This is a genomic window from Paracoccus thiocyanatus, assembly GCF_900156255.1.
Lineage (GTDB): Bacteria > Pseudomonadota > Alphaproteobacteria > Rhodobacterales > Rhodobacteraceae > Paracoccus > Paracoccus thiocyanatus.
Genome location: NZ_FTMK01000010.1, coordinates 1 through 22,064 on the forward strand (window position 1 = coordinate 1; position 22,064 = coordinate 22,064).

Annotated in this window: 24 protein-coding genes and 1 pseudogene; 10 read left to right on the forward strand and 15 right to left on the reverse strand. The window is 67.9% G+C overall.

What is annotated here, in order from left to right; all coding sequences use genetic code 11:
* Nucleotides 1–272 (forward strand): annotated as a pseudogene (locus tag F3H32_RS09070) (IS1634 family transposase); the annotation flags it as partial.
* 45 nt (nt 273–317) lie between these two features.
* Here F3H32_RS09070 and F3H32_RS09075 read toward each other — a convergent pair.
* From F3H32_RS09075 to F3H32_RS09095, 5 genes are all read right to left on the reverse strand, one after another.
* Entirely contained in the window at nt 318–500 is a 183-nt protein-coding gene (locus tag F3H32_RS09075) for a DUF4186 family protein (protein ID WP_223191393.1), read from the reverse strand.
* Between the two features lie 13 nt (nt 501–513).
* Nucleotides 514–1,161, reverse strand: a complete 648-nt coding sequence (locus F3H32_RS09080; RefSeq protein WP_149765572.1) for a class I SAM-dependent methyltransferase — start codon at nt 1,159–1,161, stop codon at nt 514–516.
* Between the two features lie 9 nt (nt 1,162–1,170).
* A complete protein-coding gene (gene pssA / locus F3H32_RS09085; RefSeq protein ID WP_149765573.1) occupies nt 1,171–1,914 on the reverse strand; it encodes a CDP-diacylglycerol--serine O-phosphatidyltransferase in 744 nt (247 codons plus the stop codon).
* Nucleotides 1,914–2,588 carry a phosphatidylserine decarboxylase gene (locus F3H32_RS09090; RefSeq protein ID WP_149765574.1) on the reverse strand — a complete coding sequence of 225 codons (675 nt, stop codon included), beginning with the start codon at nt 2,586–2,588 and terminating at the stop codon, nt 1,914–1,916. Before F3H32_RS09090 ends, pssA begins: the two co-directional genes overlap by 1 nt.
* 166 nt (nt 2,589–2,754) lie before the next feature.
* On the reverse strand, nt 2,755–4,032 hold the full coding sequence (locus F3H32_RS09095; RefSeq protein WP_149765575.1) for a solute carrier family 23 protein: 1,278 nt from the start codon (nt 4,030–4,032) through the stop codon (nt 2,755–2,757).
* Nucleotides 4,033–4,388: 356 nt separating this feature from the next.
* Here F3H32_RS09095 and F3H32_RS09100 point away from each other — a divergent pair, with 356 nt between their 5' ends.
* A complete protein-coding gene (locus tag F3H32_RS09100) occupies nt 4,389–5,738 on the forward strand; it encodes an NAD(P)/FAD-dependent oxidoreductase (RefSeq protein ID WP_149765576.1) in 1,350 nt (449 codons plus the stop codon).
* Nucleotides 5,739–5,752: 14 nt separating this feature from the next.
* Nucleotides 5,753–6,118, forward strand: coding sequence for a DUF5368 domain-containing protein (locus F3H32_RS09105; protein WP_115756623.1), 366 nt, complete (start codon nt 5,753–5,755; stop codon nt 6,116–6,118).
* Nucleotides 6,119–6,420: 302 nt separating this feature from the next.
* Here F3H32_RS09105 and F3H32_RS09110 read toward each other — a convergent pair whose 3' ends face one another.
* The 5 genes from F3H32_RS09110 to F3H32_RS09130 all read right to left on the reverse strand — a co-directional run bounded on the left by F3H32_RS09110 (nt 6,421) and on the right by F3H32_RS09130 (nt 11,779).
* A complete protein-coding gene (locus F3H32_RS09110) occupies nt 6,421–6,600 on the reverse strand; it encodes a hypothetical protein (protein ID WP_149765577.1) in 180 nt (59 codons plus the stop codon).
* A gap of 166 nt (nt 6,601–6,766) precedes the next feature.
* The gene (locus F3H32_RS09115; RefSeq protein ID WP_149765578.1) at nt 6,767–9,958 is read right to left on the reverse strand and encodes an efflux RND transporter permease subunit; all 3,192 of its coding nucleotides are present in this window, start codon (nt 9,956–9,958) and stop codon (nt 6,767–6,769) included.
* A complete protein-coding gene (locus F3H32_RS09120) occupies nt 9,955–10,914 on the reverse strand; it encodes an efflux RND transporter periplasmic adaptor subunit (RefSeq protein ID WP_149765579.1) in 960 nt (319 codons plus the stop codon). Before F3H32_RS09120 ends, F3H32_RS09115 begins: the two co-directional genes overlap by 4 nt.
* Nucleotides 10,915–10,925: 11 nt before the next feature.
* Nucleotides 10,926–11,126 (reverse strand): YgaP family membrane protein, encoded by a 201-nt coding sequence (locus F3H32_RS09125; protein ID WP_115756792.1) that lies wholly within the window; start codon nt 11,124–11,126, stop codon nt 10,926–10,928.
* Nucleotides 11,127–11,308: 182 nt separating this feature from the next.
* Nucleotides 11,309–11,779, reverse strand: a complete 471-nt coding sequence (locus F3H32_RS09130; protein ID WP_149765580.1) for a c-type cytochrome — start codon at nt 11,777–11,779, stop codon at nt 11,309–11,311.
* A 173-nt stretch (nt 11,780–11,952) separates the two neighbouring features.
* Here F3H32_RS09130 and F3H32_RS09135 point away from each other — a divergent pair, with 173 nt between their 5' ends.
* Entirely contained in the window at nt 11,953–12,273 is a 321-nt protein-coding gene (locus F3H32_RS09135; protein WP_149765581.1) for an ArsR/SmtB family transcription factor, read from the forward strand.
* Nucleotides 12,274–12,317: 44 nt separating this feature from the next.
* Here the strand turns inward: F3H32_RS09135 and F3H32_RS09140 are convergent, their stop codons facing one another.
* From F3H32_RS09140 to F3H32_RS09155, 4 genes are all read right to left on the reverse strand, one after another.
* Nucleotides 12,318–12,692: a TIGR01244 family sulfur transferase gene (locus F3H32_RS09140; RefSeq protein WP_149765582.1), complete on the reverse strand. Its 375-nt coding sequence runs from the start codon at nt 12,690–12,692 to the stop codon at nt 12,318–12,320.
* Between the two features lie 127 nt (nt 12,693–12,819).
* Nucleotides 12,820–13,245 carry a YeeE/YedE family protein gene (locus F3H32_RS09145; protein ID WP_115756786.1) on the reverse strand — a complete coding sequence of 142 codons (426 nt, stop codon included), beginning with the start codon at nt 13,243–13,245 and terminating at the stop codon, nt 12,820–12,822.
* Between the two features lie 40 nt (nt 13,246–13,285).
* Entirely contained in the window at nt 13,286–13,489 is a 204-nt protein-coding gene (locus F3H32_RS09150; protein ID WP_149765583.1) for a YgaP family membrane protein, read from the reverse strand.
* A gap of 26 nt (nt 13,490–13,515) precedes the next feature.
* Nucleotides 13,516–14,394: an MBL fold metallo-hydrolase gene (locus tag F3H32_RS09155; RefSeq protein WP_149765584.1), complete on the reverse strand. Its 879-nt coding sequence runs from the start codon at nt 14,392–14,394 to the stop codon at nt 13,516–13,518.
* Between the two features lie 205 nt (nt 14,395–14,599).
* Between F3H32_RS09155 and cydD the strand changes: the two genes are divergently transcribed.
* From cydD to cydX, 5 genes are all read left to right on the forward strand, one after another.
* Nucleotides 14,600–16,291: a thiol reductant ABC exporter subunit CydD gene (cydD, locus tag F3H32_RS09160; RefSeq protein WP_149765585.1), complete on the forward strand. Its 1,692-nt coding sequence runs from the start codon at nt 14,600–14,602 to the stop codon at nt 16,289–16,291.
* Entirely contained in the window at nt 16,288–17,979 is a 1,692-nt protein-coding gene (gene cydC, locus F3H32_RS09165) for a thiol reductant ABC exporter subunit CydC (protein ID WP_149765586.1), read from the forward strand. The genes cydD and cydC overlap by 4 nt, the downstream gene beginning before the upstream one ends.
* A gap of 90 nt (nt 17,980–18,069) precedes the next feature.
* On the forward strand, nt 18,070–19,647 hold the full coding sequence (locus tag F3H32_RS09170; protein WP_149765587.1) for a cytochrome ubiquinol oxidase subunit I: 1,578 nt from the start codon (nt 18,070–18,072) through the stop codon (nt 19,645–19,647).
* Between the two features lie 4 nt (nt 19,648–19,651).
* Nucleotides 19,652–20,803 carry a cytochrome d ubiquinol oxidase subunit II gene (gene cydB / locus F3H32_RS09175; RefSeq protein ID WP_149765588.1) on the forward strand — a complete coding sequence of 384 codons (1,152 nt, stop codon included), beginning with the start codon at nt 19,652–19,654 and terminating at the stop codon, nt 20,801–20,803.
* Between the two features lie 12 nt (nt 20,804–20,815).
* On the forward strand, nt 20,816–20,938 hold the full coding sequence (gene cydX / locus F3H32_RS09180) for a cytochrome bd-I oxidase subunit CydX (RefSeq protein WP_149765589.1): 123 nt from the start codon (nt 20,816–20,818) through the stop codon (nt 20,936–20,938).
* Nucleotides 20,939–21,095: 157 nt separating this feature from the next.
* Here cydX and F3H32_RS09185 read toward each other — a convergent pair whose 3' ends face one another.
* Nucleotides 21,096–21,530 carry a hypothetical protein gene (locus tag F3H32_RS09185; protein WP_115755773.1) on the reverse strand — a complete coding sequence of 145 codons (435 nt, stop codon included), beginning with the start codon at nt 21,528–21,530 and terminating at the stop codon, nt 21,096–21,098.
* A gap of 218 nt (nt 21,531–21,748) precedes the next feature.
* Between F3H32_RS09185 and F3H32_RS09190 the strand changes: the two genes are divergently transcribed.
* Entirely contained in the window at nt 21,749–22,063 is a 315-nt protein-coding gene (locus tag F3H32_RS09190; RefSeq protein WP_115755779.1) for a ribbon-helix-helix domain-containing protein, read from the forward strand.
* The last annotated feature ends 1 nt before the right edge of the window (nt 22,064 follow it).

The window sequence follows — 22,064 nt, forward strand, 5'->3', positions numbered from 1 at the left end:
ACATCGAGATCGCGCCAGTCCACCATCGGCTGCCCGAGCGCATCCGCGCGCACGCGCTGATCTGCTTCCTGGCCCTCGTTCTCTACCGCGTCATGCGCATGCGCCTGAAAGCCAGGGGGCACAGCGCAAGCCCCAGAACCGCGCTCGACATGCTCGCGCGCATACAGCGCCACAGCACGAAAATCGGCGAACGCTCAATTGATGGCCTCTCAACGACAACCCCGGAACAATTGGAGCTGTTCAACACCCTGAACCTGCCAAAACCTGCCTAAGAGCCGTCCCGTAGTCACACAAAGGCGAAATCCGCCTCAGAGAAATCAATCGCTTAGCGGTTTTGCTGTCGAACTTCGGGGCGCCAGCCGTGCGGCGATGAAGTCGCGCGCATGGGCGGCGATCACCTCGCGCCCCTTGGCATCGGCATAGGCCCGCTCTTTCGCGCCAAGGCGAAAGCGGCTGCGAAAGGCCGAACGGGCCAGCCGGTCGAAGATCTCGTCGCTCATCACCCCGGCATAATCACGTTGGAGGGTGGCCGAAACCCCCCTGCCCCGCCGGTTTGCCCAGCACCAGGAATGTCATCATTCCCAGGGGCGGCAGGGTCCGGCGTTCTTCGAGAACCAGCGATTCCTGGCCCAGGACCTGCTCGATGCGGAAATCCGAATGCCAGCCGATGATATTGGCCAATGGCGCCAGAACCCGTTCCACAGCCGCCATCGCCCCCGCCTGGCGCGCGAAATGGTTGGTGATGACCACCTTGCCGCCTGGTTTGCAGACGCGGGCGATTTCGGCCATCACCCGCTCGGGCTGGGGCACGACGGACAGCACATGCATCGCCGTGACCGTATCGAAATGGCCGTCGGGAAAATCCAGGGCGCGGGCATCCATCTGGCGCAGCTCTCGCACCTGCCGCAGCCCCAGGCGCTGCACCTTGGCGATGGCCTTGTCCAGCATTTCCTGGCTGAAGTCGATGCCGGTCACGCTGGTGCCGGGCCCGTAATGTTCCAGCGACAGGCCGGTGCCGACGCCGACCTCCAGCACGGAGCCGCCGCGGCGGTTGATATAGTCCACCGCCCGGCGCCGGCCGATATTGGTCGCGGCCCCGAAGGTCCGGTCATAGATCGGCGCCCAGCGGGAATAAGAGGAACGGATGGCTTCGATATCCATGGCCTTGCCTTATCGGTTCGAGGGGCGTTCGCGGTCGATCCAGGCCCAGATGACCATGGCGACATAGCCCAGGCACAGCGCGATCAGCGTCACCCAGGCAAAGCTCAGCAGGGCCGCCCCGACAAAGGCGACGCCGAGCAGGAAGAACTTAACGTTCTCGCGCGAGATCTTCGTGGTCTTGAAGGACCAGGTCGGGATGCGGCTGATGAGCAGCAGCCCCACCAGCACCATATGCAGGCAGATGATGACGCCGGGCAGCACCGGCCGGTCGGCAAAGGCAAAGGACAGATACATCGGCAGCATCACCAGAAGCGCCCCGGCGGGCGACGGGATGCCCTCGAAATAGGCGCCGTCTCGGGGCAAGTCGTCGGATTTGGCCGAGACGTTGAAGCGTGCCAGCCGGATCACGCAGCAGACGGCAAAGACCAGCACGCAGATCCAGCCCATGCTGCGGATGTCTTGCAGCGCCCAGTAATACAGGATCAGCGGCGGGGCGACGCCGAAATTCAGGAAATCGGCCAGCGAATCCAGTTCGGCCCCCATCTTGCTGGACGAACCCAAGAGCCGCGCGATGCGCCCGTCGATCCCGTCCAGGATGCCGGCGCCGATGATCAGCAGCACCGCCGGCATATAGTCGCCCTGCATCCCGAAGCGGATGGCGGTCAGCCCGGCGCAGACCGCGACGATGGTCAGCATGTTGGGCAAAAGCTGGATCAGCGAAAACTCGGTCTGGGGGCCGGGGGCTTGGTCCATCACGCCTCTGCCTGCTGGTCCAGCCGGGCGATCACCGTTTCACCCGCGATCATGGTCTGGCCGATGGCGACCAGCGGCACCACGCCCGGCGGCAGATAGACGTCCAGCCGCGAGCCGAATCGGATCAGCCCGAAGCGTTCCCCCCGGTCCAGCCGGTCGCCCGGCTTGACGAAACAGACGATGCGGCGCGCCACCAGCCCCGCGATCTGCACGACCGCCAGGTCGCGCCCATCCTCCAGGCGGATGCGCAGCCCGTTGCGTTCATTGTCCACGCTGGCCTTGTCCAGCGAGGCGTTGAGGAACTTGCCCGGCCGATAGGCGACCGCCGCCACCTGACCCGCAGCGGGGCTGCGGTTCACATGGCAGTTGAAAACGCTCATGAACACGCTGACGCGGGTCAGGGGGACGTCCTCCATGCCCAGCTCGGCCGGGGGCACCGCCGGCTTGATCAGCGAGACGATGCCATCGGCGGGGCTGACGATCAGGCCGGGGCGCGCCGGCGTCACCCGCTTGGGGTCGCGGAAAAAGTAATAGCACCAGACCGTCAGCCCGACCCCGATCCAGCCCAGCGGTTCCCAGATCAGGAACAGCAGCAGCGTCGCGGCGGCAAAGACGGCCACGAAGCGGATGCCCTCGCGGTGCATCGGCTTGATGAAAGTGTCGCGCATGCGCATCTGGCGGTCCCCGCGTCTAAGTGGCGCCGCCAGTCATAATGGGATTGAACCGCTGCGCAATAGCGCAGCCTGCCATACATGTTGCGCGCGGGGCGTCCGGCCCTTGCGGCGCCGGCCTTTGGCCCTGCTGGGTCCGGGCGCCGGTTGCGGCGCCCGCAGCAGCATGTCAGGCCCGCCGCCCCATGCCCAGCAGTTGGTAAAGCAGCAGCGCGGCAAAGGTCGAGGTGCCGATTCCCCCCAGCGCGAAGCCGCCGATATTGACGGTAAAGTCGCCCGCCCCCAGGATCAGCGCCACCCCCACGGTGAACAGGTTGCGCGGGTCCGAGAAATCGACCTTGTTGTCCACCCAGATCCGCGCCATGGCCGAAGCGATCAGGCCAAAGACCGACACCGCCAGCCCGGCCAGCACCGGCGCGGGGATGGTTTGCAGGATGGCGCCGAACTTGGGCGACAGGCCCAGCAGGATCGCGATCACTGCCGCCATCGGAAAGATCAGCGTGGAATAGACCCGCGTCATGGCCATGACGCCGATATTCTCGGCATAGGTGGTGACGCCGGTGCCGCCGCCCGCCCCGGCCAGCATGGTGGCCAGCCCGTCGCCCAGAAAGCCCCGGCCGATATAGCGGTCCATGCTTTGCCCGGTGATCGCGCCCAGGGCCTTGATATGGCCCAGGTTCTCGGCCACCAGCACGATGGCGACCGGGGCGATCAGGCTGATCGCCTGCCATTCAAAGCGCGGCGCGGTGAAATTCGGCACCCCGAACCAGGGCGCGGCGCCCACCGCGGCAAAGTCGATGCCCGGCAGCAGTCCCAGCCCGTTGCCGAACACCAGCACCAGCCCATAGCCGAAGATCAGCGCGACCAGCACCGCGATCCGCCGCGTCGCCTGCCGGCCATAGACCGAGACCATGGCCATGCACAGCACGGTCGCCAGCGCGATGGTCAGGTGGGCATGGCTGCCGGCAAGCTGCTTGACCGCGACCGGGGCCAGGTTCAGCCCGATGGACATGCCGATGGCGCCCGTCACCGCCGGCGGCATCAGCCGTTCCACCCAGCCCGAGCCGATGGCCATCACCACCAGCCCGATCAGCGCATAAAGCGCGCCCGCCGCGATGATGCCGCCAAGCGCCACGGCGATATTGGGGTTGGGTCCGCCGCCGGCAAAGCCGGTCGCCGCCATGATCACGGCGATGAAGGCAAAAGAGGAACCCAGATAGCTGGGCACCCTGCCCCCGGTCACGACAAAGAACAAAAGCGTGCCGATGCCCGAAAACAGCACCGCGACATTGGGATCGAACCCCATGATCAGCGGCGCCAGGATGGTCGAGCCGGACATGGCCAGCAAATGTTGCAGGCTCATCGGCACCGCTTGGGTCAGCGGCAGCTTTTCATCGGGAAGCACCGTGGCGCCCGCGGCGGCGCGCCAGTCAGGAAAATAGCCCATCACGTCTCTCGGATCTGCATTGCGTGTCCGCTTGTGGGCGGGTTTGCGGCAAAATGCCAGTCCCAACCGCGCACGCGGCCGGTTGAGCGGACCCCGGACCTCCTGTCGCTGCGGCGAAGTGCCGCGTAGCCGGTGCAGACAAATGCGACGATATTGAACATTCATAACGTCGAATATACGGAAACTACTGCCGGATCGGGTAACTGGGAACGCCGCCCCGACCTGTTCGATCCCCTGCCGGATGCCGTGCACCGCGGCCGGGGGTCAAGGTCGTTGCAGGCCCGAACGGATATCAGCGCGACTGTCCGAGAAGCCGGAACCCGGCCGCGGGCACGGAAGGTCACGGAGGAGACCGAATGACAGGACAAGATCATTTCAAACCGTCGCGCAGGGGGGTTCTAGGCCTTGCCTTCGCCGGTGCGGTCACGGCGGGGCTGGGCGTCCGCCCCGCCCAGGCCAAAAGGATCGCGACAAAGGCGCGGATCATCATCATCGGCGCCGGCGCGGGCGGCACGGCGCTTGCCAACCGCCTGGTCGAACGGCTGGACGGGGCGCAGATCACCCTGCTTGATCCCAGGGTGCAGCATTATTACCAGCCCGGCCTGTCGCTGGTCGCGGCGGGGCTCAAGCCCTCCAGCTATACCGTCTCGCAGACGGCGGACTGGCTGCCCGCGGGCGTGACGCTGGTTGCCGAAGCCGCGGCGGCCATCGACCCGCTGGCCAAGACGGTCGCGACCGACAAGGGGCAAAAATTCGATTACGACTTCCTGGTCGTGGCGCCGGGCCTGGTTCTGGATCACGACGCGATCGAGGGCTTTTCGCTCGACATGGTGGGCAAGGACGGGATCGGCGCGCTTTACGCCGGGCCCGATTATGCGGCCAAGACCTGGCAGGCGGCGTCAAAATTCACCGAGGAAGGCGGCATCGGCCTGATGACCCGCCCCGCGACCGAAATGAAATGCGCCGGCGCGCCGCTGAAACATGCGTTCCTGATCGACGATATCGCCAGCCGCAGCGGCGCCAAGGGCAAGTACGAGATCCATTATACCTGCCCGCAAAAAGCCCTGTTCTCGGTCCCGATCGTCGCGGAAAAGGTGCGGATGCTGTTTGGCGAGCGGGGCGTGGCCACCTATTACGGCCATACGCTGAAATCCATCGATTCTGCCCGCAAGACGGCGCGTTTCGAAACCGCCGCCGCGGACCCGGTGACGGGCGAGGTCGTCAAGTCCATGACCGAAATGCCCTATGACTATCTGCATGTTATCCCGCCGCAGCGCGCGCCCGAGGTGATCCGGCAGTCGGGCCTGTCCTGGGCCGAGAAATGGACCGACCAGGGCTGGGTCGAATGCGACATGAAGACCCTGCGCCACCTGCGCTACCCGGAAATCTTCGCGCTTGGCGACGTGGCGGGCGTGCCCAAGGGCAAGACCGCGGCTTCGGTGAAATGGCAGGTCCCGGTGATCGAGGATCATCTGGTCGCCGCCATCGAGGGGCGTGAGGGGACCGAGCTTTACGACGGCTACACCTCTTGCCCGCTCATCACCCGCGTCGGCCGGGCGATGCTGGTCGAATTCGACTATCACGACAACCTGGTGCCCTCGTTCCCCGGCGTGATCGCCCCGCTGGAGGAACTGTGGATAAGCTGGCTGATGAAGGAAGTGGCGCTGAAAGCCACCTATAACGCCATGCTGCGCGGCCGGGCCTGACAGGGGAAAGCAAGATGAAAGAACTGACATTCGGCACATTGCTCGCCGTCTTCGAGGAAATCTTCGGCCGCGGCCTGTTCTGGATCATGGTCCTGCTGGCCGCAGCCGTCACGCTGGTCTATCTTTACGTGCTGATGCGCGACCGGGCCATGTCGATGCGCAAGTTCCTGTGGGCCCAGCTTTCCATGCCCTTCGGTGCGATCCTGGCGGTGATCTTTGTCCAGCGGATGACGCATTCCGGCCTGCGCGACATCGGCGGGCCGGTCGACGTGATCGTGCTTCTTGGCGTGGCGGTGCTGGGCGCGGTGGGCGGCGCCATCCTGGTCTACACCGTGCAATCGCTGATCCGGCCGCCGCAACACAGCCAGCACGACGGCTGATCGGCGGCGGATGCAGGGCGGCCCGGCTCCGTGACCGCCCTGCACCTGCTCGCCGGCCCGTCAGAAGGCCGGCACCAGCATCCAGCCCACCGATAGCGCCAGGATCAGGGCCATGCCGCGGCTTGAACCTCCCGCCGCCGGCCCTGTCCGACCCTTGCCCCGCCCCAGGCCCAGGCGGCAAGCGAGATCCAGCAGATCGCCCCGAAAAATCCCGCGAAGACAGCCAGCCCCACCGCCGGATCGGCCAGCGGCATCACGAAGGTCGAAGAGCGAGGACAAGGCCGCCAGCCATGCCTTGGGGTTCAGCCCCTGCACCAGGACGCCGGACCAGAAGCCGGGCGCGGCCTCCGCTGTCGGACCGCTCCATGTGACCGGCCGTCGTCGCGCAGCAGCCGCCAGGCCAGCCACAGCAGATGGGCCGCGCCCGCCGACAGCACCATGGTTTCGCCGCGGCGGACATCGCCGCCCGCGCCTTCGGCCATGGCGCCGGTGGCAAAGCCGTCATGCGCATGGCGGCCAGAGGTCTGGTGGCCGAAGGCGGCCGCGAACAGCTCGATACCGTGATGCCAGCCAAGGTGGTGATAGCGGTTTGCTTGCGTGGCGTCGGACGGGAGCGCGGAATGCCGGTATGGGCGGATGGCCGGCGGCTCAGGTGCGGAACACCCGATAGACCGCCGGGATGACCAGCACCGTCAGCAGGGTCGAGGAGATCAGCCCGAAGAACAGCGAGATCGCCAGCCCCTGGAAGATCGGATCGGTCAGGATCACCGCCGCGCCGATCATCGCCGCCAGCGCGGTCAGCAGAATCGGCCGGAAGCGCACGGCGCCCGCGTCGATCAGCACCTCGGTCAGCGGCCGGCCGGTGGTGTCGTGGCGGATGAAATCCACCAGCAGGATCGAGTTCCGGACGATGATCCCGGCCAGCGCGATAAACCCGATCATCGACGGCGCCGAAAAGGGTGCGCCGAACAGCCAATGCCCACCCAGGATGCCGATAAAGGTCAGCGGCACCGGGGTCAGGATCACCAGCGGCAGCCGGAAGCTGCCGAACTGCGCCACCACCAGGATATAGATGCCCAGCAGCGCCACCGCAAAGGCCCCGCCCATGTCGCGGAATGTGACCCAGGTCACTTCCCATTCGCCGTCCCACAGCAAGGTGCTGGCGCTGTCATCCTCGGGCTGGCCGCGCAGGCGAATCTCGGGCTGCGGCAGGCCGGTCCAATCCTGCGCCTCCAGCGCATCCTTGACCGCCATCATGCCGTAAAGCGGCGCCTCGAAATCGCCGGCGAGTTCCGCCGTCACCATCTCGGCCGGGCGGCCGTTGTGGCGGAACAGGATATGCGAGGCGCGCTCTTCCTCGATCCGCACCACGTCGCCCAGTTCGACCACGCCGCGATTGCCGGGCAGCAGGTCGGCCGGGATCGGCGTGGTCAGGAAATCCTCGCCCGGCACGCGCTGATCGCGGGGCCGCTCGACCCGGATCGGGATCGGCGCGCGGCCCTCGCCCCGGTGCGAATAGCCGACCGTGGTCGAGCCGTTCAGGATGGCGATGCTGTCGAAGACATCCGATTCCGCCACGCCGTAGAAATCCAGGTCGTCGGGCGAGATCAGCGCCCGCAGCCGCGGCGCGGCATCACCCCAGGAATTGTCCACATCGACGATGAAGGGAACCGAGCGGAAGGCCGCCTCGACCTTTTCGCCCACCGCACGGCGGGTCTGCGGGTCGGGGCCATAGATTTCGGCCAGAAGCGTCGCCATCACCGGCGGGCCGGGCGGGGGTTCCACCACCTTCAGCACCGTGCCCTGGGGCAGCGGCAGCGCCTGGACGCGCGCGCGCAGGTCCAGCGCAATCTGGTGGCTTGACCGATCGCGGTCATGCTTGGGGGTCAGATTGACCGCCACCTCGCCCTGATGCGGCTGGGTGCGATAGAAGGAATGCCGCACCAAGCCGTTGAAATTGAACGGTGCGGCCGCGGCGGCATGGGTCTGGACCGAGATTACCTCGGGCAGTTCCATCGCCGCGCGGGCGACCGCCTGGGCCACGGCATCCGTCGCTTCGACCGCCGCGCCTTCGGGCAGGTCGATGGTCACGGACAGTTCGGACTTGTTGTCGAAGGGCAGCAGCTTCACCGTCACGTCGCGGGTATAGAACAGCGCGAGCGAGCCGAAGGTCAGCACGATCACCCCGCCCAGGAACAGCCAGGCGCGGCCCTTGCTGGCCAGCACCGGCCGGGCGACGGCGGCATAGAGGCGGCCCAGCCGACCCCCCTGCCCCTCGGCGCCGTGATGCAGCGGCGCGCGGCCGGCGACCTTCAGCATCAGCCAGGGCGTGACCGTCACCGCGACGAAGAAGGAAAAGATCATCGCCACCGAGGCGTTCGAGGGGATCGGGCTCATGTAAGGCCCCATCATCCCCGACACGAACAGCATCGGCAGCAGCGCCACGACCACGGTCAGGGTAGCGACGATGGTGGGGTTGCCGACTTCGATCACCGCTTCGATGGCGGTTTCGCGGCGGTCGGTGCCGCCCATGCCCCAATGCCGGGCGATGTTCTCGATCACCACGATGGCGTCATCGACCAGGATGCCGATGGAAAAGATCAGCGCGAACAAGCTGACCCGGTTCAGCGTATAGCCCATGATCCAGGATGCGAACAGCGTCAGCAGGATCGTCACCGGGATCACCACTGCCACCACCAGCGCCTCGCGTCGGCCGATGGCCAGCCAGACCAGCGCGATGATCGACAGCGTGGCCAGGCCCAGGTGGTAAAGCAGCTCATTGGCCTTTTCGTTGGCCGTCTCGCCATAGTCGCGGGTGATTTCCACCTGCATGTCGTCGGGGATCAGGCTGCCTTGCAGCGTCTCGGCGCGGTGCATGATCGCCTCGGCCACGGTCACGGCATTGGCGCCGGGGCGCTTGGCCAGGGCCAGCGTCACCGCCGGGCGCCGGTCGGAATCCCGGTCGATGGTGGCGACCAGCGCGTCCGAGGTGTCGCTGACAAAGCCCAGATCGGCCACGTCGCGGACATAGACCGGGCGGCCGTCGCGGGCGGTCAGGACCAGGTTGCCGATCTCATCGGGGCTGCGTAGCGTCTCGCCCGCGACCAGCATCACCTGCTGGCCGCCGTCGCGCACCGTCCCCGCCGGCAGGGCGCGGTTGGCGCCCTGGACCTTGCCGGCCAGTTGTTGCAGCGTGATGCCGTAAAGCGCCAGCTTGGCGGGGTCGGGGGCGATGCGGATCGCCTCGTCCATCTCTCCGATCAGGTAGGTCAGGCCGACATCGTCGATCTTGGCCAGTTCGGTGCGCAATTCGCGGGCGATGCGGGTCAGTTCGGCCGCCGTCACCCGGTCCGCCGCGTCAGGCCGTGCCGAAAGCGTCAGCGCCACGATGGCCACGTCGTCGATGCCGCGGCCGACCACCTGCGGTTCGGGGATGCCGACCGGGATGCGGTCCATGTTTGCGCGCAGCTTGTCATGCACCCGCAGCACCGCCGCGTCCGAGGGGGTGCCGACCAGGAAGCGCGCCGTCACCAGCACGCCGTCGTCCTGGGTCTGGGAATAGATATGCTCGACCCCGTCGATGCCCTTGACGATGGTTTCCAGGGGTTCCGTCACCAGCTTGACCGCATCCTCGGCCCGCAGGCCGGGGGCCTGGACGCGGATGTCCACCATCGGGACCGAGATCTGCGGCTCTTCCTCGCGCGGCAGGCTGATCAGCGCCAGCACCCCAAAGGCCAGCGCCGCGATCAGGAACAGCGGCGTCAAGGGCGAGGTGATGAAGCCGCGTGTCAGCCAGCCCGCAAGGCCGGGGCTGCGAGGGTTGCCGGCGGGGGTGGTCATGGGACGACCACCTTGTCGCCCGGCGCAAGGCCGGTCACGATCTCGACCATGGCCACGCCGTCCTGCGCCAGGCTTTCGCCGGTGATGACCGCGCGGCGCGCCTCGCCGGACGGTTCGGCGACGCTGACGAAATCCACCCCGCCGCGGGTCGTGACCGCCGTGGCGGGCACCAGCAGCGCCCGGCGCTGCCCGACCGGCAGGTCCACCGCGACGCGCGCGCCGACAAAGGCATCGGCAAGCTGGTCCACCTCGACATCGGCCTGGACCCGGCCGCCCTGGATCAGCGGATAGACCTTGGCCAGCCGGCCGGCCACGGCCTTGCCGCCGGCAATGATCTGGATTTCAGCCCCCTCGGTCAGGTCGGCGGCATGGCGTTCGGGCACCGACAGGCGCAGGAAGAAGCCGCCGCCGCCCACGCTTGCCACCACCTCGCCCGGCATGACGACCGAGCCGCGCACTGCCGGCACGCTCAGCACCCGGCCCGTCACCGGCGCCAGCACCGCGCCTTCGGCCTGTTGCTGTTCGACCACGGCGCGCTCGGCCTGGGTCGCGGCGATCTGTCCGCGGATGACATCGACCGCGGTCTGCAACTGCTCCAGTCGTTGCTGCGATGTCGCGCCGCGCTCGACCAGCGACGCGCCGCGGGCGCGGTCGGATTCCGCCACGGCCAGTTGCGCCTGCAACGCCTCGATCCGCGAGGCATAGGCGGCGATCTGGAAGGCGATCTTGTCGTCATGGACGGTCGCAAGCCGCGCGCCCTGTTCGACCCGGTCCCCCTCGCTGACCAGCAGTTCCGTCACCGTGCCGCCGATGCGCGCCCGCGCCGGGATGGTGTCGCGCGCCTCGACCGTGCCGTAGACGGCCTTCATCTCGGGAATGAGGCGCCAGTCCAGGGTCAGCGGCTGGGCCAGCGCCGGCCCGGCGGCGACAAGGGCGACAAGCAGCAGCAATCGCATGGCTTGAACTTTCAGAAGGCGCAGCCGGGTTTGATGCCAAGCTTGCGCAGGATCGTGGCTGCCGGGCAGAAGCCGGTAAAGGCGGATTGCAGCAGGTTGGCGCCGACAAAGACCGTCAGCCAGACGAACCAGGGCGAAACCCAGACCGTCAGCGCGACGGAAAGCAGGATCATGAATCCCGCAAAGGCGAAAATGGCGCGGTCGAGTGTCATCGGAAATCCTCCAGAACAGCGATTGCTGTCCGTATATACATATATGCGTATAATCGTTTTCAAGGCAAAACGCCGTGGCTGGGGCCGGAAAAGCCCCGGCTGCGACATTTCGCCCTGCCGTGCCGAATATGCCGAACCGGGCCGGACAGGGGCTGTCGCCCCTGCCGACCCGCGCCATTGGTTCAGAAATCCTTGGCGCGATAGCTGTCGTGGCATGCCTTGCAGGTGCCGCCGACCTTGCCGACGGCAGCGGCAAGCGCCTCTTGCCCCTGGCCCGCGACCTCGTTCAGGCCGGCCACCGCCTCGCGGAAGGCCATGCCCTTGGCGCGGTAATCATCGGTCTGTTCCCAGATCGCCGGCAGCGCCCGCGTCTTGCCGGCCAGATCGGCATTCGAGGTTCCGGGCGCCAACAGGTCGTCATGCAGATATTCCGACAGCGTCCCAAGATCGCCCGCCAAAGCCTTGGCCCGGTCGGCGTCGTAGGGCGCCTCTCCCTTGGCCATGGCGGCCAGCCCGCCCATCTCCAGGTTGACCAGGCTGAAATAGCCGATACGGGCGGCGGCAATATCCGCCGGCTCGGCGGCTTGGGCCAAAGCCGGAGCGATCAGGACGGGAAACGCCAGCGCGGCGGCAGTAACAATGGACTTGCGCATGAAAATCACCTCTTGCTCGCGAGATCAGCGACTCGCGTGGAACTCGAATGAACGGCGATAACATTCGAATGTTCGAATATTAACGTGGCGAAAAGCCGCAGAGAAATGCCCGCCCGCAGGCGCCGCGCGGGCTTTTCCTTGACCGTATATTCGCAGCCATGTAGCTATTAAGGATGACCGCAAAGCTTAGCATAGACCCGGAAAGCATGCGCGCCGCCGCCGACGAAGCCAGCGAGTTCCTGAAATCGCTGGGCAACCGTCATCGGCTGCTGATCCTGTGCCAATTGGTTCCGGGCGAAAAATCGGTGGGCCAGCTTGCGGATTTCCTGGGCATCCGCGATTCGACCGTGTCGCAGCATCTGGCGCTTTTGCGCCGCGACAAGATCATTGCCGGCCGGCGCGATGGCCAGACGATCTGGTATCGCATCGAAAGCCAGCCGGCGCTGGACATGATGGAAATGCTTTACAACAGCTTCTGCAACCGCAAGGACTGACGCGCCCAGCCCCTGCCTGAGCCGGCGCGGCCCGCAGGGGGGCCTTAGGCCCGGCCGGAAACCGGCCCGCGGCAGGCCAGCGCATACATGGCCCGCACCCTGGCGCCCGAACGGCACCAGCCCAGGACCGGCCCGTCCGCCTCGGCCAGGATGCGGCGCAGAGCCGCCAACTGGCCGGGCGTGGGCGGGACCGAGCTGGGCAGATGCCGGGCGGTCAAGCCATGGCGCCTTGCCTCGGCCGCGATGGCGGCGAATTGGGGCTGGCCGCGATCTTCGCCGTCGCGACGAATGCAGACCAGCACCCGAAACCCGGCCTCGGCCACGGCGGGCAGATCCTCGGGGCGGATCTGCCCGGTGGCCGAAAACCGATCATCAATGCGCCGGAACCTTGGCCTGCGGCGCGGTCCAAAGGGCCACATTCACGCCCCCTGCCGAAGGTCGCGGGCAGGGGCAAGCGCCCGTGCCCGCACGGGATTCGCCGCCGTGATCCCCGCCAGCATCGCGGCGGCAGGAATCGCAGGCCCTGGGCGCAACAGCACGCCCATCTTAGACCCATCCCAACAGGTGGCGCGTGACATAGACCGTCACGCCGGTCGCCAGCATGAAGGTCAGCGTCGCCACGATCGAGCGCGCCGAAAGCCGCGCCATGCCGCAGACCCCATGGCCCGAGGTGCAGCCGCCGCCATAGGTCACGCCGATCCCCACCACCAGCCCGCTGACGGCGGTCCAGCCCAGCGGAACCGGGCTGTCAAAGGGGATCTGGACCCCGGCCATCTGCATCAGCAGCAGCGGGGCCGCGATCGCCCCGGCCAGAAAGGCCAGCCGCCAGCCGCGCCCCGCGCCGGGCGCGAATGCCGCGGCCAGGATCCCGGTCATGCCGGCGATGCGGCCGTGAAGGGCCATCAGCAGCACCGCCGCCAGCCCGATCAGCGCGCCGCCCAGCAGCGATTGCACAGGTGTGAACTCGGTCATTGCCATGCCTCCGCCGCCTGGGGCGCCATCCGGCCGCGGCTCATTCCCGGCCCCCCGTTCGGATGCCCAGCATCGCCCAGACCGGGCAGAAACGCACCAGGCCGGTCACGACCAGCACCAGCCCGACGATCACCGACACCCAGGTCCAAAGCGTCGATAGCCCGGCCAGGAACGGCAGCAGCACCAGCACGACGCCCAGGATCAGGCGCAGCGCGCGTTCGGCAGTTCCGATATTGATCTGCATCTCGCGTCCTCCTTTTGATTTCGGCTTCAGCTCCAGGGGGCCTGCAACAGGTCCAGCGGCAGCTTGAGATAGCGCCGGCCATTCGCTTCCGGTTCCGGCAGGCGGCCGGCATTGGTGTTGATCTGCAAGGCGTGCAGGATCAGCTTGGGCATGGGCAGGGTGCGGTCCCGCGCCTCTCGGGCGGCGACGAACTCGGCCTCGGTGCGATATTGCGCCATGTGGATATTGCTGGCCTTTTGTTCGGCCACGGTCGATTCCCAGCGCGGATCGCGCCCGCCCTGGCAATAGTCATGGCCGGTAAAGACCCGCGTCTCGTCGGGCAGTTCCAGGATCTGCTGGATCGAGCACCACAGCACATGCGCGTCGCCGCCGGGGAAATCGGCCCGCGCCGTGCCGCTGTCGGGCATGAACAGCGTGTCATGCACAAAGGCCGCGTCGCCGATCACATAGCTGATCGAGGCCAGCGTATGGCCGGGCGACAGCAGCACCCGCGCCGGGATGTCGCCGACCTGGAAGGTCTCGCCCTCGGCGAAAAGCTTGTCCCATTGCGAACCGTCGGCCGGAAAGTCGGGCCAGTTGTAGAAGCCTTTCCAAAGCTTCTGCACCTCGACCACCTTTTCGCCGATGGCGGTGGGGGCGCCGGTCTTGCGCTTGAGGTAATCGGCGGCCGAGAAATGGTCGGCATGCGGATGGGTGTCCAGGATCCACTGGACCCGGTAGCCCCGCTCGGCGACAAAGGCCAGGATACGGTCTGCCTCGATCGTGGCGGTGGCGCCGGACTTTTCGTCATAGTCCAGCACCGGGTCGATGATGGCGCATTTCTTCGTCGCCGGGTCGGCCACCACATATTGCACCGAGCCGGTGCGCGCCTCGTAGAACCCTGTCACCTCGGGGGCATGGGACATGAAAGCTTCCTCCTTCCTGATCGCCGTTTGCAATGGAGCGCCGCCTAACATATTCGCTTATGCGTATATATGCAATGCCGGCCGCGCCGGGTCTGCATCGGGGATGCGTCGTGTTGTCCCGCTGCGCTCATGTAAATCATCCTTTATACGTCGCCGCGAATGTAGAGCGCCCTACTAGCGGGCGCGAACAAGCAAAGACACCACCATGCACGAACCCGAAAGGCAAATTCGGCCGGCTCGGCCCGATTGCGATGGCGCATATCCTGCGGCTCGGCTTGCCTCGGCGCTTGCGGTCGCTGGCGCGATGCTGTGGCTGCCGCAGGCGGGCCTTTTGGCCTGGGCCGTGGCGGGCATCGCGGCGGGCGAACCGGCGGCGGCACTGGCCTGGCCGGCGCTTGGCGTGCTGGCCCTGGGCCTGGCGCGCGCGGTGCTGGAGGCGGCGGCCGGCAGGCTGGCCTGGCGCGCGGCCAGGGGGCGGCTGTCGGCCCTGCGCGGCCAGGCCGTGGCGGCGCTGTCGGCGCGCTCGCCGCTGGATGCCGGCCGCGTCCCTTCGGGCGAGGCGGCAAGCATCCTTGCCGAACAGGCCGAAGCCGTGGTGCCCTGGCTTGCGCGCTTTCAGCCCGTGCGGCTGAAGGCCGCGGTCCTGCCGCTGGTGATCCTGGCGGCGATCCTGTCCTTTTCCTGGACGGCGGCGGTGGTTTTGCTGGTGGCCATGCCGGTGATCCCGGTCTTCATGGTCCTGGTCGGCTGGAAGGCCAAGGCGGCCAGCGCCGCGCAGATGGTCGAGGTCGGCGACGTCAACGCCTTTCTGCTGGACCGGCTGCGCGGGATGGCGACGATTCGCAGCCTGGGCGCGGTCGAGGCCGTGGCGCAGCGGGTGCGCCGGGACGCGGAATCGCTGCGCGCCCGGACCATGGCCGTGCTGCGCATCGCCTTCCTGACCTCGGCGGTGCTGGAGCTTTTCGCGGCGCTCGGCGTGGCGATGGTCGCGGTCTATATCGGCTTTCACCTGCTGGGGAACCTGCCCTTTGGCGCCTGGGGCGACAAGCTGACCCTGGCCGAGGGGCTGTTCATCCTGCTGCTGGCCCCCGCCTTCTTCGAGCCGATGCGAGAGCTTTCCGCGGTCTGGCACGACAAGGCCGCGGGCGAAGCCGGGATGGCCGCCTTGCAGCGCCTGGCCGAAGCGGGCGCGACCCTGCCCGGCGCGCAGGCCGGCCCGCCTGCGTGCAAGCCCGCCGCCGCTCCGGCGCTGCGGATCGAAAGCCTGCGCTTTCGCCATGCCGGCGCGGCCGCGCCCGGCGGGGCGGTCAGCCTGTCCATCGCGCCGGCCGAGCATGTGGCGCTGGTCGGACCCAGCGGCTCGGGCAAGTCGACGCTGCTTTCGCTGATCGCCGGGCTGGCCCTGCCCGATTCGGGGCGCATCCTGATCGACGGGCGCCCGCTCGACGCGCAAAGCGCCGCCGAATTGCGCGGCCGGATGGCCTGGATCGGCCAGGCGCCGCATATCTTTGCCGGCTCTCTGGCGCAGAACATCACCCTGGGCCGATCGCTGGAGGCGCCCGACAGCCTGCACGAGGCGCTGCGCATCGCCCGGCTGGACCAGGTCGCCGCCCGGCGCGGCAGCGCCCCCATCGGCGAGGGCGGCGCGGGGCTTTCGGGCGGCGAGTCGCTGCGGCTGGCACTGGCGCGGGTGGCGGCCACGCCGCAGGCCGGGCTGATCCTGGCCGACGAACCCACCGCGCATCTGGACGCCGCAACCGCGGCCGACATCACCCACGGCCTGCTGGCGCTGGCGCGCGGGCGCACATTGATCGTGGCGACGCATGACCGGGAACTGGCCGCGCGGATGGACCGCATCATTCGCCTGGACGGCCAGGGGCTGGAGGCCGCGGCATGAGGCGGCTGGTCCGGGACATGGCGCCGGTGCTGGCGCTGTTTGCCGCCGAGGGGCGGCGCAAGCTGTGGGCGGGCGCGGCACTGGCGGCGGTGACGATGCTGTCGGGCATCGCGCTTCTGGGCCTGTCGGGCTGGTTCATCACCGCCACCGCCATTGCCGGGCTGACCACGGCGACGGCGCTGGCCTTTGACGTGTTCATGCCCTCGTCCGGGATCCGGCTGCTGGCGCTGGGGCGCACGGCGGCCCGCTATGGCGAGCGGCTGGTGACGCATGACGCCACGCTGGCGGTGCTGGCCGGGCTGCGCGAGCGGCTGTTTCGCGGCTGGTCGGCGCCGGGCGCGGCCGGGGCGCTGATGCTGCGCCCGGCGCGGCTGCTGTTCCGGCTGACCGTGGATATCGACGCGCTGGACGTGCTTTACCTGCGGGTGCTGGTGCCGCTGGCGGCGGCACTTGTCACCGCGCTGGCGGCGGGGCTGGCCCTGGGGCTGATGCAGCCGCTGTTCGGCCTGGGGGTCTTTGTCTTTCTGGTGGCGACCGGGGCGGGTCTGGCGCTGGCCGCCGGCCGCGCGGCCGGGCCGGGGATGGCCCGCCGCGCCCAGATGACCGAAACGCTGCGCGCCCGCACCATCGACCTTGTGCAGGGCCAGACCGAATTGCTGATGGCCGGCCGGCTAGAGGCGCAGCGCCGCGCCATCGCCGCCGCGGACAGCCGGCTGGCGGCGGCGGACGACCGGCTCAACCGCATCGACGTGCTGGCGGGCCTGGGCTATGGCGCGGCCTCGGCGGTGCTGCTGGCCGGGGTGCTTCTGATCGCGGGGGCGCTTGCGGAAAGCGGCCGCATCGGCGCGCCGGTCGCGGCGCTGGCGCTGCTGGTGGCGCTGGCGGCGGTCGAACCCTTTGCCCAGTTGCGCCGCGGGGCGATGGAACTGCCGCGCAGCCGCATCTCGGCCCGGCGCCTGGGGCCGCGGCTGGAACCGCCCCCTGCCCTGCCCGCGGCGCCGCGGCCCGTGGCCGGGCTTGCCGCGCGGTTGCAAGCCGTGTCGTTGCGCCACCCCGGCGCGGCGCGGGCGGTGCTGGCCGACATCACGCTGGACATCGCCGCGGGCGAGACGGTGGCGCTGATCGGGGCCAGCGGGGCCGGCAAGTCCAGCCTGCTGGCGCTTCTGGCCGGCGAGGCCCGCCCCGACAGCGGCCAGATCGCCCGCCTTGACGCCTGCCTGATGACCCAGCGCAGCGAATTGTTCCGCGACAGCCTGCGCGACAACCTGCGCCTTGCCGCACCGCAGGCCGGGGACGCGCAATTGCTGGCGGCGCTGTCCGCGGCGGGCCTGGGCCCCGAGGTGGCGGCGCTGCCCGCGGGCCTCGACGCGCGGCTGGGAGAGCATGGGCTGGGCCTGTCGGGCGGCCAGGCGCGGCGGCTGGCCTTGGCGCGGCTGATCCTGCGCGATGCGGCGCTGTGGCTGCTTGACGAGCCGACCGAGGGGCTGGACGGCGCCACCGCCCGCCAGGTGATCGCCCGCCTGCAACCCTGCCTTGCCGGGCGCAGCACCGTCATCGCCACCCATATCCGGCGCGAGGCCGCTTTGGCCGACCGCCTTGTCCATATCGACCAGGGCCGGATCGTTGCGATCCATGCCAGGGGCAGCGCCGGCTTTGCCTCGGCCCTGGCCGGTCTGCGTCCCGATTAGAAAGGGGGACGCCCCACGACCACCGACGCCCGCCCCGGCGGACGCCCGATGCTAGACCCCGGCCCTGCCGGGAAGAAACAAGGCAAACCGATGGAATTAGACATCGTCACCCTGTCGCGGCTGCAATTCGCATTGACCGCGCTCTACCACTTTCTGTTCGTGCCCCTGACCCTTGGCCTGTCGATCCTGCTGGCGGTGATGGAGACCGTCTACGTCATGACCGGCCGCGCCATCTGGCGCCAGATGACCAAATTCTGGGGCACGCTTTTCGGCATCAACTTCGTGCTGGGCGCAGCCACCGGCATCGTGATGGAGTTCCAGTTCGGCATGAACTGGAGCTATTACAGCCATTATGTCGGCGACATCTTCGGCGCGCCGCTGGCGATCGAGGGGCTGATGGCCTTCTTCCTGGAGGCGACCTTCGTCGGGCTGTTCTTCTTTGGCTGGGACAAGCTTTCCAAGGTCGGCCATCTGCTGTCCACCTATGCCGTGGCCATCGGCTCGAACTTCTCGGCGCTGTGGATCCTGATCGCCAATGGCTGGATGCAGCATCCGGTCGGCGCCGCCTTCAACCCCGACACCATGCGCATGGAAGTGAACGACTTCTTCGAGGTGGTGTTCAACCATGTGGCGCAGACCCGCTTCGTGCATACGGTCTCGGCCGGCTATGTCACGGCCTCGGTCTTCGTGCTGGGCATCTCGGCCTGGTATCTGCTCAAGAGGCGCCATATCGACCTGGCCAAGCGGTCGATCACCGTCGCGGCCTCGTTCGGGCTGCTGTCGGCGGTCTCGGTGGTGATCCTGGGCGACGAGGGCGGCTACCTGGCCTCGGAACACCAGAAGATGAAGCTCGCCGCCATCGAGGGCATGTGGGAAACCCAGCCCGCGCCGGCATCCTTCACCCTGGTCGGCATCCCCGACATGGAGGAACGCACCAACCACTTCGCCATCCACATCCCCTGGGTGATGGGCCTGATCGGCACCCGCTCGCTGACGCAGGAAATCCCCGGCATCCTGGAACTGGTGGACAAGGCCGAAGACCGCATCCGCAGCGGCATCATCGCCTATGACGCCTTGCAGGACTATCGCGCCGCACCCTCGCGCGATGCGGTGCCGCCCGAGGCGGTCACGGCCTTCGACCAGCATGGCGACGACATGGGCTATGCGCTGCTGCTGACCAAATATGTGGCTGACCCGCGCCAGGCGACCGAGGACCAGATCAAGTCGGCCGCATGGGATACCGTGCCGCATGTGCCGACGCTGTTCTGGGCCTTCCGCATCATGGTGGGCATCGGCTTCGTCAATGTCGCGCTGATGGCGGCCTTTGTGGTGGTTTCCGCCCGCGGCACGGTCACGCGCCGGCCCTGGCTGCTGAAAGCCGCCGTCGCGGCGCTGATCCTGCCCTGGATCGCCGCCGAGGCCGGCTGGATCGTGGCCGAGTTCGGCCGCCAGCCCTGGAGCATCGAGGGCGTGCTGCCCACGGTGGCCGCCGCCTCGTCGCTGACGGTGCCGACGCTTCTGTTCACCATCGCCGGCTTCACCTTGCTTTATTCGGTGCTGATCGTGATCGAGATGCGCCTGATGCTGGCCGCGATCCGCAAGGGGCCGCAGCCCGACCATGGGCCGGAAGCGCCGCTTCTGCCCGCCCGTTTCGCCGCAGCGGAGTAAGACCATGATCCTTCACGAATTGCTGACCTATGAAACCCTGCGCGTCATCTGGTGGGTGCTGCTGGGGGTGCTGCTGATCGGCTTTGCCGCCACCGACGGCTTCGACCTTGGCGTGGGCATGCTGCTGCCCTTTGCCGGCCAGACCGACCTGGAACGCCGCATCGTCATCAACACCATCGGCCCGGTATGGGAGGGCAACCAGGTCTGGCTGATCCTGGGCGGCGGCGCGATCTTTGCCGCCTGGCCGCCACTTTACGCGGTGTCCTTTTCCGGCTTCTACATCGCCATGTTCGCGATCCTGGCGGCGCTGATCCTGCGGCCGGTCGGGTTCAAATACCGATCCAAGCGCGAAAGCGCGCGCTGGCGCAGCAACTGGGACTGGGCGCTGTTCATCGGCGGCTTCGTGCCCTCGCTGATCTTCGGCGTCGCGGTCGGGAACGTGCTTCTGGGCGTGCCCTTCCGGCTGGGCACGGACCTGCGCATCTATTACGACGGCGGCTTCTTCGGCCTGCTGAACCCGTTCGCGCTGCTATGCGGGGTGCTTTCGGTCGCCATGCTGGCCATGCACGGCGCGGCCTGGATCGTGCTGAAATCGTCGGGCATCGTGGCCGAGCGCGCGCGGCGTTTCGGCACCTGGGCGGCGCTGGCGACGGTGCTGCTTTACGCGGCGGGCGGCCTGGCGCTGTGGCTGTTCGTCGACGGCTATCGCATCAGCGGGGCGGTCGATCCGAACGGTCCGTCGAACCCGCTGGCCAAGTCGGCAGAGATCGCGCCCGGCGCCTGGTTCGCCAATTACGCCGCGCATCCCTGGATGCTGCTGGCCCCGGCCCTTGGCTTCCTGGGCGCGCTTGGCGTGCTGTGGTCGCTGAAAACCGGGCGCGAGGTTCGCACGCTGTTGCTAAGCAAGCTGGCGATCTTTGGCATCATCTCGTCGGTGGGGCTGTCGATGTTCCCCTTCATCCTGCCGTCTTCGGTCATGCCGGGCGCAAGCCTGACGGTCTGGGATGCGTCGTCCAGCCACCTGACGCTGTTCATCATGCTGGTCTGCACCGGGATCTTCCTGCCGCTGATCGTGCTTTACACCGCCTGGGTCTACAAGGTGCTGTGGGGCAAGGTCGAGGAAAAGGACATCACCGAGGGTGGTCACGCCTACTGAAAGGAAAAAGCAATGTGGTATTTCGCATGGATCCTGGGCCTGCCGCTGGCCGTCACCTTCGCAGTCCTGAACGCGATGTGGTTCGAGATGATGGAGGACCGCGCCGCGGCCCGGCAGGACACTGACAGCGCCTGAACAGGGCATAGGCCCCACCCCCGGACGCCGCGACAGGCGCGTCCGGGACAGGGCGGGCCCAGGCCGGCCAGGATCGCCCGCCGGCCGAAGGCCGCAAAACGACAAGGGCCGCCCGGATCGGGGCGGCCCTTTCTTTATTGCCTGGTCCCGACCGGGATCAGAAGCTCAGCACCGTGGTATTGTCGGCGATCAGTTCGGCGGCCATGGCGTCGGGCTTGGCCGGCGTCACGCCATCCATCAGCACCGAGGCATCCGCGCCCTTGCCGGGCAGGTAGATGGCGCAGACCTGCGCCGTAACGCCGTTCTTCTCGATCATCTGGCGCATCAGGCCCTGGGGGCTGGCGCCCTGGGGCGGCTGGCCGGCGGTGGCGGATTCCGGCGCCTCCTTCAGCGCCATGTCGGCGGCGGGACCGCATAGCAGGATTTTCGCCTCGGCCCCCTTGGCCACGGCGTTCATGGTCAGCACCATCGCCATCAGTTGCGTCTGGGGCTCGGGGGCGGTCAGAATGGTGACGACCTTGCGGCCATCCTGGGCCGAGGCGGGCAGCGCGGCCGCCAGGACAAGGGCGGAAGCGGCAAGCAGGTTTTTCATGGGGTTCTCCTGTTTCTGCAAGGTGCGTTGATGCGAATTTACGTATATTTCATAGGAAAACCGTCGCACAGCGGCTTATTGTCGCCCCGCGGTCCGGGCGGCGGCATTCCGCGGGTCGGGCTGCGGCCGGGCGCGGCGCGGCTTTGCACAAGCGTCTGGCAAGGGCGCCGGACCGTGCTATGATCGGTGCCAGCCTTGTCCGTTTGGAAAGCCACGCCATGTGTGAAGTCTTCTCGCGCCAGGATCCGCGCCGCTATCAGCCCGTGACCCGCAAGCTGCGGCTGAACGGGCAAAGCACCTCGATCCGGCTGGAACAGGCGTTCTGGGATATCCTCGACACCATCGCCGCCGGCGAGGGCATGGCCACGACCGCGTTCCTGTCCACCCTGCAATCCGAGGTCCTGCAACTTCGGGGCGAGCCGGTGAACTTTGCCTCGCTTTTGCGCTGCACCTGCCTGGTGCAGTTGGAACTGCGCGGCAGCGGCGCGCAGGCGTTCCGCCAGGCCGCGCAGCAGGTGGCGCGGGCCGCCTGAC

What these genes read in the sequence shown, in the direction of transcription:
- F3H32_RS09075 (WP_223191393.1), bottom strand. Translation starts at nt 500, where the DNA reads ATGAGCGACGAGATCTTCGACCGGCTGGCCCGTTCGGCCTTTCGCAGC.
- F3H32_RS09080 (WP_149765572.1), bottom strand. Translation starts at nt 1,161, where the DNA reads ATGGATATCGAAGCCATCCGTTCCTCTTATTCCCGCTGGGCGCCGATC.
- pssA (WP_149765573.1), bottom strand. Translation starts at nt 1,914, where the DNA reads ATGGACCAAGCCCCCGGCCCCCAGACCGAGTTTTCGCTGATCCAGCTT.
- F3H32_RS09090 (WP_149765574.1), bottom strand. Translation starts at nt 2,588, where the DNA reads ATGCGCATGCGCGACACTTTCATCAAGCCGATGCACCGCGAGGGCATC.
- F3H32_RS09095 (WP_149765575.1), bottom strand. Translation starts at nt 4,032, where the DNA reads ATGGGCTATTTTCCTGACTGGCGCGCCGCCGCGGGCGCCACGGTGCTT.
- F3H32_RS09100 (WP_149765576.1), top strand. Translation starts at nt 4,389, where the DNA reads ATGACAGGACAAGATCATTTCAAACCGTCGCGCAGGGGGGTTCTAGGC.
- F3H32_RS09105 (WP_115756623.1), top strand. Translation starts at nt 5,753, where the DNA reads ATGAAAGAACTGACATTCGGCACATTGCTCGCCGTCTTCGAGGAAATC.
- F3H32_RS09110 (WP_149765577.1), bottom strand. Translation starts at nt 6,600, where the DNA reads ATGGCCGAAGGCGCGGGCGGCGATGTCCGCCGCGGCGAAACCATGGTG.
- F3H32_RS09115 (WP_149765578.1), bottom strand. Translation starts at nt 9,958, where the DNA reads ATGACCACCCCCGCCGGCAACCCTCGCAGCCCCGGCCTTGCGGGCTGG.
- F3H32_RS09120 (WP_149765579.1), bottom strand. Translation starts at nt 10,914, where the DNA reads ATGCGATTGCTGCTGCTTGTCGCCCTTGTCGCCGCCGGGCCGGCGCTG.
- F3H32_RS09125 (WP_115756792.1), bottom strand. Translation starts at nt 11,126, where the DNA reads ATGACACTCGACCGCGCCATTTTCGCCTTTGCGGGATTCATGATCCTG.
- F3H32_RS09130 (WP_149765580.1), bottom strand. Translation starts at nt 11,779, where the DNA reads ATGCGCAAGTCCATTGTTACTGCCGCCGCGCTGGCGTTTCCCGTCCTG.
- F3H32_RS09135 (WP_149765581.1), top strand. Translation starts at nt 11,953, where the DNA reads ATGACCGCAAAGCTTAGCATAGACCCGGAAAGCATGCGCGCCGCCGCC.
- F3H32_RS09140 (WP_149765582.1), bottom strand. Translation starts at nt 12,692, where the DNA reads ATGTGGCCCTTTGGACCGCGCCGCAGGCCAAGGTTCCGGCGCATTGAT.
- F3H32_RS09145 (WP_115756786.1), bottom strand. Translation starts at nt 13,245, where the DNA reads ATGACCGAGTTCACACCTGTGCAATCGCTGCTGGGCGGCGCGCTGATC.
- F3H32_RS09150 (WP_149765583.1), bottom strand. Translation starts at nt 13,489, where the DNA reads ATGCAGATCAATATCGGAACTGCCGAACGCGCGCTGCGCCTGATCCTG.
- F3H32_RS09155 (WP_149765584.1), bottom strand. Translation starts at nt 14,394, where the DNA reads ATGTCCCATGCCCCCGAGGTGACAGGGTTCTACGAGGCGCGCACCGGC.
- cydD (WP_149765585.1), top strand. Translation starts at nt 14,600, where the DNA reads ATGCACGAACCCGAAAGGCAAATTCGGCCGGCTCGGCCCGATTGCGAT.
- cydC (WP_149765586.1), top strand. Translation starts at nt 16,288, where the DNA reads ATGAGGCGGCTGGTCCGGGACATGGCGCCGGTGCTGGCGCTGTTTGCC.
- F3H32_RS09170 (WP_149765587.1), top strand. Translation starts at nt 18,070, where the DNA reads ATGGAATTAGACATCGTCACCCTGTCGCGGCTGCAATTCGCATTGACC.
- cydB (WP_149765588.1), top strand. Translation starts at nt 19,652, where the DNA reads ATGATCCTTCACGAATTGCTGACCTATGAAACCCTGCGCGTCATCTGG.
- cydX (WP_149765589.1), top strand. Translation starts at nt 20,816, where the DNA reads ATGTGGTATTTCGCATGGATCCTGGGCCTGCCGCTGGCCGTCACCTTC.
- F3H32_RS09185 (WP_115755773.1), bottom strand. Translation starts at nt 21,530, where the DNA reads ATGAAAAACCTGCTTGCCGCTTCCGCCCTTGTCCTGGCGGCCGCGCTG.
- F3H32_RS09190 (WP_115755779.1), top strand. Translation starts at nt 21,749, where the DNA reads ATGTGTGAAGTCTTCTCGCGCCAGGATCCGCGCCGCTATCAGCCCGTG.